Genomic DNA, 6,974 nt, shown 5'->3' on the forward strand with positions numbered 1-6,974 from the left:
CCCCTCGGTTCTCGTGACGCGCGCTACTCGGACTTCGCGGAGGCGGAGCCGGAGGCCGAGCCGGAGCCGGTGGCCGAGGCGGCGGCCAGCCCGGCCGACCACTTCTCCTCGACGTTGCCGAGCTTCCAGTAGGCGATCGCCGCGGCCCAGGTGAGCACGAACAGTCCGACGATCGCGTAACCGACGAAGTTGAGGTCCAGCCCGCCGATCCAGGCGATCGGGCCGCTGGTGATGTCCAGCTTCTCGCCGAGCAGGCCGATCAGCTCGATCGAGCCGATCACCAGCGCGACGAGCACCGACAGCCCGGTGACGGTCAGGTTGTAGTAGATCTTGCGGACCGGCTTGGAGAAGGCCCACTCGTACGCGAAGTTCATGAACGAGCCGTCGATGGTGTCCAGCAGGCTCATCCCGGCCGCGAACAGGATCGGCAGGGTGAGCAGCGCGTACCAGGGCAGCGAGAAGGCCGCCGCGCCGCCCGCCAGCACCAGCAGGGACACCTCGGTGGCGGTGTCGAAGCCCAGGCCGAACAGCAGGCCCACCGGGTACATGTGCCAGGGCTTGGTGACGGCCCTGGTGACCTTGCCGAGGATGCGGTTCATCAGCCCGCGCCGCTCCAGCTGGCGCTCCAGCTCCGCCTCGTCGTAGTCGCCCAGGCGCATCCGGCGGAAGACCTTGAGGATGCCGTTGAAGGCGCCCAGGTTGATCAGGCCGAGCAGCAGCAGGAAGGTGCCGGAGACGGTGACGCCGATCAGGCCGGTCATCTCGTGCAGCGTCGAGTCGTCGGACTCCACCTGGCCGGCCAGCGAGCGGATGCCGAAGGCCAGCAGCGCGCAGAGGCCGAAGACGATCGAGGAGTGCCCGAGCGAGAACCAGAAGCCGACCGACAGCGGCCGCTTGCCCTGGCCCATCAGCTTGCGGGTGGTGTTGTCGATGGCGGCGATGTGGTCGGCGTCGAAGGCGTGCCGCATGCCGAGGGTGTAGGCGGTCAGGCCCATGCCCGCGCCGAACACCTGGCCGCCGACGGTGTAGTGCTCGGGCTCGACCAGCGCGAGCAGGGTGAACCAGCCGACGACGTGCAGCGCGAGGATGAATCCGCCCATTCCGGCCAGGCGGATCCACTCCTCACGGGTGAGCCGGTCGCGCCAGCGGGGGGCGGTCATCGTCGTGTCCTTTCGGTCGGGCGGTCGAAGCTGGGCCATCTTTCCGCCTTGACGCGCGCAGTTGCAAGTCATGCGCAATTACGGATTCGTCTCCCCCCGCTTCCGCACCGTTTCCGCCCCGCTTTCACACCGCTTCCCCCCGGCTTCCCCCGACTTCCGATCGACCCCCGGAGATCGTCACCACCCGTACAAGGCTTCGTAACCTCCCAGGGCTTTCACCGTGCGCTCTACGCGCGGATACTCCCGTTCTACGCGCGAAAACCTGCGCGCCGACCCCTCAACTCCCCACGGAGGAACGGCTCATGACGATCCGTATTCGAACCGCCGCGGCCCTGGCCGGTGCGGCGCTGCTCGCGGCCGGTCTCACCACCCCCGTCGCCACCGCCGCGCCGGGCCCCACCGCCCCCACCACCCGGGCCGCCGCGGCCGGCGCCACCCCGCACCGGGTGCTGTTCGACAACAGCAAGGCCGAGACCGCGGGCAACGCCGACTGGATCATCAGCACCAGCCAGCCCGACCCGCTGGCCCAGAACGCCAACCCCACCACCGAGAAGAGCTGGACCGGCGCCCTCTCCGCCTGGGGCGTCGCCCTCCAGAAGACCGGCCAGTACAGCCTGAAGACCCTCCCGGCCGGCTCCACCATCAGCTACGGCACCGGCGCCGCGCTCGACCTCGCCAACTTCGACACCTTCGTGATCCCGGAGCCCAACATCCGGTTCAGCGCGAGCGAGAAGACCGCGATCATGAAGTTCGTCCAGAACGGCGGCGGGCTCTTCCTGGTCTCCGACCACGTCAACAGCGACCGCAACAACGACGGCTGGGACTCCCCGAAGATCATCAACGACCTGCTGACCAGCAACGGGGTGAACAACAACGACCCCTTCGGCTTCTCGGTCGACCTGCTCAACATCACCACCGACAACCCGCGCGCGGTCAACGACGCGACCGACCCGGTGCTGCGCGGCCCCTTCGGCGCCGTCACCGGCTCGATCCTGCGCAACGGCACCACCTTCACCCTCAAGCCCGCCGACAACCCGAACGTCAAGGGCCTGGTCTACCGGACCGGCTACAGCGGCAACACCGGCGCCTTCTTCGTCACCAGCACCTTCGGCTCCGGCCGGGTCGCGGTCTGGGGCGACAGCTCCCCGATCGACGACGGCACCGGCCAGTCCGGCAACACCCTGTACAACGGCTGGGACGACCCGGCGGGCACCGACGCCGCCCTCGCCCTCAACGCCACCGCCTGGCTCAGCAAGGCCTGACCGGCCGCGCCCCGCGCCCGGGCGGCTCGGCCCCGGGGTGCCCCCGCCAGGGCTGCTCGCCAGGAAAAGGGCCGCTGCCTCCCCTACTGTCGGAGTACCGACGCCCGCGGCGCGCTCGTACGGAGCGGCACCCCGTCCGTACGCGCCGCGGGCCCGCCGGTGCCCCACCGGCCCGGGACCGACGGGAGCGGCCGATGCCGTCCTACCCCTTCCACACCACCCGCGAGGACCTGCGCGTCCCGCTGCCCGACGGCACGCGGCTGGCCGCCCGGCTGTGGCGGCCGGTCGGCGACGAGCCCGGCCCCGCCCTGCTGGAGTACTCCGGCGGGCGCCTCACCGACCGGACCGCCGCCGAGGACGCCCGCCGCCACCCCTGGTACGCGGGCCACGGCTACACCGCCGTCCGGGTCGACACCCGCGGGCACGGCAACTCCGAGGGCGTCCCCGGCGAACCCGGCGGCGACCAGGAGCTGGCCGACGGCGCCGCCGTGGTCCACTGGCTCGCCCGCCGCCCCTGGTGCAACGGCCGGCTCGGCCTGCTCGGCGTCGGCGCGGCCGGCACCACCGCGCTGCGGCTCGCCGCCCGGACCCCCGAGACCGTCGGCGCCGTGGTCACCGCCTGCCCCGAGGGCGGGCACCGGACCGGCGGGGCCGTGCTCGCCGCCGACCTGCAGACCCGGCTCACCGCCCTGGTCGCCGACGCCGCCCTGCCACCCGACCCGCGGTACGTCGGCGACGCCTGGCGGGCCGCCTGGCTGGCCCGGCTGGAGTCGCTGAATCCGCCCGTCGACGACTGGCTCGCGGCCGGCGAGAGCACCGTCCCGGTGTCCGTACCCACCCTCGCGGTGGCCGGCTGGGGCGACCCGTCCTGCTCCTTCGTGCTGCGCCTGCTCGCCGAGTCCCCCACCGCGCGCGCCCTGATCGGCCCCTGGCCGCACGGCCTGCCCGAGGCCGCCCTGCCCGATACCCTGCGCTGGTGGGACCACTGGCTGCGCGGCGCCGACACCGACGCCCTCCAGGAACCCGCCCTGCGCAGCTGGCTCACCACCCGCTGGACCGGCGACGAGGCCTGGCCCTCCCCCGACGTCCGCGCGATCCACTACGGCCTGGACGGGCCGCTGCGCACCGCCGGCACCGCCTCCGACCAGCGGTACGTCCGGGTCCGCTCCCCGCAGCACACCGGTCTCAACGCCGGCGCCTACGTCCCGCACGGCCGCCCCGCCGACGAGCCGCCCGACCAGCGGGAGGAGGACGGCCGCTCGGTCTGCTTCGACTCCCAGCCGCTGCCCGAACCGGTCGAACTGCTCGGCACCCCGACCGTACGGCTGCGGCTGCGCGAGGACGACGCGCCCGCCCAGGTGGCGGTCCGGCTGTGCGCGGTCGGCCCGGACGGCACCTCGGACCTGGTCACCCGGGGCGTGCTGGCCGCCGGGGGCCCGGACGCCGAGGTCGAACTCGCGGCCTGCGCCTCGACCGTCCCGGCCGGGCACCGGCTGCGGCTCGCCCTCTCCTCGGTCTACTGGCCCTGGGTGTGGCCCCCGGCCGAGGACACCGGGTACGGCGTCGACCCGTCCCGCTCCACCCTCAGCCTGCCGGTGCGCCACCTCGCCGCCGACGTCGGCGCCCGGCCCGTCACCTTCGAGCCCCCGGTGCTGCCCGAACCGCTCGCCGTCCACCTCACCGAGCCGCTCACCGCCCGGCCCGAACACCTCACCGTGCACGACATCGGCCGCCACGAGTGGCGCGCTGAGTTCTCCCCCGCCACCGACGGCACCCGCACCCACCCCGACGGCCTGGTCCGCGACGAGCACACCGTCACCGCCTACCGCGTGCTCACCGGCGCCCCGCTCAGCGCCCAGGCCCGTACCGACCACACCGTCCGCCTGGAGCGGCCCGACATCGGCTGGGACGTCACCGTCCAGACCCGCACCCAACTGCGCTGCGACGCCGGGCACTTCCTCAGCATCGTCCAACTGCGGGCGCTGGAGGGCGGATCGGAGGTGTTCGCCCGGGAGTGGCAGCACCGGGTACCCCGGGAGAGTTGATCAAAGTTTTACTTATGCGCTTGCCTCGCATTTCGACTCCGGCTTATAAATGGCCCCATGAAGACCATCGGCCTGATCGGCGGCATGAGCTGGGAATCCACCGCCGAGTACTACCGCCTGCTGAACCGGCTCACCCGCGAACGCCTCGGCGGACTGCACTCCGCCCGACTCGTGCTCTACTCCGTCGACTTCGCGCAGATCGAGCGGCTGCAGACGGCCGGCCGGTGGGAGGAGGCCGGCGAGGTCCTCGCCGACGCGGCCCGGTCGCTGGAGGCGGCCGGCGCCGACCTGCTGCTGATCTGCACCAACACCATGCACAAGGTCGCCGACCAGGTCGCGGCGGCGGTCTCCGTCCCCCTGCTGCACCTGGCCGACACCACGGCGGCGGCCGTCCGGGCGGCGGGCCTGCGGCGGGTCGGGCTGCTCGGGACGGCCTTCACGATGGAACAGGACTTCTACCGTGGCCGGTTGGCGGCGGGCGGCCTGGACGTCCTGGTGCCGCAGGCCGACTCGCGTGCCCTGGTCCACCGGGTGATCTACGAGGAGCTGTGCGTCGGACTGGTCCGCGAGGAGTCCCGAGCGGCCTACCGGCGGGTGATCGGGGAACTGGTGGCCGGGGGCGCGGAAGGGATCGTCCTCGGCTGCACCGAGATCGAACTGCTGGTCCGGCCGGAGGACAGCCCGGTGCCCGTCTTCCCCACCACCCGGCTGCACGCCGAGGCGGCGGTCGACGCCGCCCTGGCCGGTCCCTGACGGGCCCGGAGGCGGCGCCGACGACACCCGCACCCACCCGCACCCACCCGCACTGCGACACCCGGCACCTCCTCGACATCATCCGGCTGCGGGCACTGGAGGGCGGATCGGAGGCGTTCGCCCGGGAGCGGCAGTACCAGGCACCTCGGGATCACGCACGAGGTGCGCCGTCGGCGGGCACCGGGACAATGGTGAGCGGACCGGTTCTCCAGCACCCCGTCCCGCGCCGCCCACCCCGACACCGGGGGCCGCGGGGCGCGAACGAGAGGGACGACCATGGCCGTTTCCAGCACCCCGATCAACCTCACCCTCGCCGCCCACGTCGGCATCTCGGTCTCCGACCTGGACGCGTCGATCGCCTTCTACACGGCCCTCACCGGGCGGGAGCCCGTCGCGCAAGGCACCATGCACAGCGTGCCGTTCGGGAAGTCGCAGGGCCTGCCCGTGGCGAAGCTGCGCTACGCCACGATCAATCTGGACAACAGCCTCGGCATCGACCTCATCCAGTTCCAGGAGCCGGTCGGCGAGCGGACCGGCGGGGTGGCCAACCGGCCCGGCTCGATGCACCTGTGCCTGCGGGTCGACGACTTCGACGCCGTGTACTCGCGGATGAAGGACGCCGGCTACGAATTCCTCGGCGACGACTACACCTTCATCGAGGGCGAGGTCACCCCGAACGCCGCCCTCGGCACCCAGGTCGCCTACTTCAACGACCCGGACGGCACCAACCTGGAGATCATCCGCCCCGAAGGCGGCTTCGCCAGCTAGGAGTTCACGGCGACCGGCTGTCCGGGCCACCCGCGCAGGGCGGCGCGGGCGCGGGCGACGCCGCCGGGGGTGGCCCCGGCACCGGTGCCGACGGCGACGGTTCTCGTGCCGAGGCCCGCGCAGGCGCGGCAGATGCCGGGGCGGGGTACCGGGTCGTGGCAGCGGCCGCACTCGGCGAACGGTGGCGGCGGGGGCGCGGCTCGTTCCGGTGGCAGCTTCCGTTGCAGGCGGTCCCGGAGGATCGCCGCCGGGGAGTGCATCGGCTGCGGCAGTCCGGGCAGCAGGGCGTGGGCCAACTCGGCCTCGTCGCAGCCCCGTTCCAGCCACTGCGTGACGAGTGGTGCCAGCGCGCGGGCCTCGGCCTCGCCGAGGCGCAGGCGGGGTTCGGGCCGGATCACCCGGAACAGTGTGGCCACGGCGGCCCGTGTCCGTTCATCCGGGAGGGTGGGTTCTTGTCCCGGGTCCTTTACGGGAGGGACGACAGCGCCGCCGGACTTCCCTCCACCGGAAGCCGGGCGGGGGACAGTCGGTGCGGGCTGCGGGGTGTCGAAGACGTGGGCCTCGGACCGGATGGTCCCGTCGGCCTTCCGGACGGTGTCGACCCGGTAGTACCCGGCGCTGGTCAGCTCTTTGAGGGCCCGCCGGAGGGCGCCCCGCCCCTGGGGGCTGCTGTCCGCCATCTGCCGCCCGTCCTCCCGCCACCCGTCGGGGCGGGAGAGCAGGTCGGCGAGGAGGCCACGGGCGGTGTAACTCAGCCGCCGGTCCTGCAACAGGCCATTCGGAAGCACGCTGAACGCGCGCGAATGAACGCTACGATGAATCCGCATCTGGAGCTTTGTTCTCCTGGTGCCAGACCCCGGGGTGTTACAGCACCGCCGGGGTCTCCTATGTTCTGTTGATGATGCGGAAAGTAGCACAGCGACTACGAAGAGTGCGAACCGTTCGAGCGTGAAGCCCGGACCGCCACATCACGCACGCCCCTACCT

At 72.6% G+C, this 6,974-nt stretch carries 5 protein-coding genes and 1 pseudogene; 4 read left to right on the forward strand and 2 right to left on the reverse strand.

Annotated elements, in window-relative coordinates; translation table 11 throughout:
* Nucleotides 1-23 precede the first annotated feature (23 nt).
* Nucleotides 24-1,160 carry a HoxN/HupN/NixA family nickel/cobalt transporter gene (locus ACFU7Z_RS33375; protein ID WP_117487312.1) on the reverse strand — a complete coding sequence of 379 codons (1,137 nt, stop codon included), beginning with the start codon at nucleotides 1,158-1,160 and terminating at the stop codon, nucleotides 24-26.
* A 302-nt stretch (nucleotides 1,161-1,462) separates the two neighbouring features.
* Between ACFU7Z_RS33375 and ACFU7Z_RS33380 the strand changes: the two are divergent.
* From ACFU7Z_RS33380 to ACFU7Z_RS33395, 4 genes and pseudogenes are all read left to right on the forward strand, one after another.
* Nucleotides 1,463-2,419, forward strand: a pseudogene (locus tag ACFU7Z_RS33380) (hydrolase); the annotation flags it as partial.
* A gap of 197 nt (nucleotides 2,420-2,616) precedes the next feature.
* Complete coding sequence (locus ACFU7Z_RS33385; RefSeq protein ID WP_380781652.1) at nucleotides 2,617-4,467, forward strand: CocE/NonD family hydrolase; 1,851 nt, start codon at nucleotides 2,617-2,619, stop codon at nucleotides 4,465-4,467.
* Nucleotides 4,468-4,524: 57 nt separating this feature from the next.
* Nucleotides 4,525-5,220, forward strand: a complete 696-nt coding sequence (locus ACFU7Z_RS33390; protein WP_380781654.1) for an aspartate/glutamate racemase family protein — start codon at nucleotides 4,525-4,527, stop codon at nucleotides 5,218-5,220.
* A 276-nt stretch (nucleotides 5,221-5,496) separates the two neighbouring features.
* Nucleotides 5,497-5,988: a VOC family protein gene (locus tag ACFU7Z_RS33395; protein ID WP_380781656.1), complete on the forward strand. Its 492-nt coding sequence runs from the start codon at nucleotides 5,497-5,499 to the stop codon at nucleotides 5,986-5,988.
* Here ACFU7Z_RS33395 and ACFU7Z_RS33400 read toward each other — a convergent pair.
* A complete protein-coding gene (locus ACFU7Z_RS33400) occupies nucleotides 5,985-6,404 on the reverse strand; it encodes a hypothetical protein (protein WP_380781658.1) in 420 nt (139 codons plus the stop codon). The genes ACFU7Z_RS33395 and ACFU7Z_RS33400 overlap by 4 nt on opposite strands.
* Nucleotides 6,405-6,974: the final 570 nt, after the last annotated feature.

Source organism: Kitasatospora sp. NPDC057518 (genome assembly GCF_042802075.1).
Taxonomy (GTDB): domain Bacteria; phylum Actinomycetota; class Actinomycetes; order Streptomycetales; family Streptomycetaceae; genus Kitasatospora.

Bases quoted from the DNA above. Each gene is read 5' to 3' on its own strand.
- ACFU7Z_RS33375 (WP_117487312.1), bottom strand. From the start codon at position 1,160: ATGACCGCCCCCCGCTGGCGCGACCGGCTCACCCGTGAGGAGTGGATC.
- ACFU7Z_RS33385 (WP_380781652.1), top strand. From the start codon at position 2,617: ATGCCGTCCTACCCCTTCCACACCACCCGCGAGGACCTGCGCGTCCCG.
- ACFU7Z_RS33390 (WP_380781654.1), top strand. From the start codon at position 4,525: ATGAAGACCATCGGCCTGATCGGCGGCATGAGCTGGGAATCCACCGCC.
- ACFU7Z_RS33395 (WP_380781656.1), top strand. From the start codon at position 5,497: ATGGCCGTTTCCAGCACCCCGATCAACCTCACCCTCGCCGCCCACGTC.